1 rRNA gene is annotated in these 217 nt (G+C 54.8%); it reads right to left on the bottom strand.

Features of this window, described 5'->3' with window-relative positions:
- A 23S ribosomal RNA gene (locus ADK52_RS13535) occupies positions 1–217 on the bottom strand; the annotation flags it as partial.

Here is a 217-nt window from a genome sequence, read left to right as displayed (position 1 = left end):
TATTCGGACTCGCTTTCGCTACGGCTTCCCCACACGGGTTAACCTCGCTACACACCGCTAACTCGCAGGCTCATTCTTCAAAAGGCACGCAGTCACGACTGCATGTGCAAGCACATACAGCGACGCTCCCACGGCTTGTAGGCACACGGTTTCAGGTACTATTTCACTCCGCTCCCGCGGTACTTTTCACCATTCCCTCACGGTACTATCCGCTATC

Origin of the sequence: Streptomyces sp. WM6372 (genome assembly GCF_001279655.1) — a bacterium.
In the GTDB taxonomy this organism is placed as follows: Bacteria; Actinomycetota; Actinomycetes; order Streptomycetales; family Streptomycetaceae; genus Streptomyces.
Note: the sequence above shows the minus strand (reverse complement) of the source record. Positions and strands in the feature narration are given on the sequence as shown.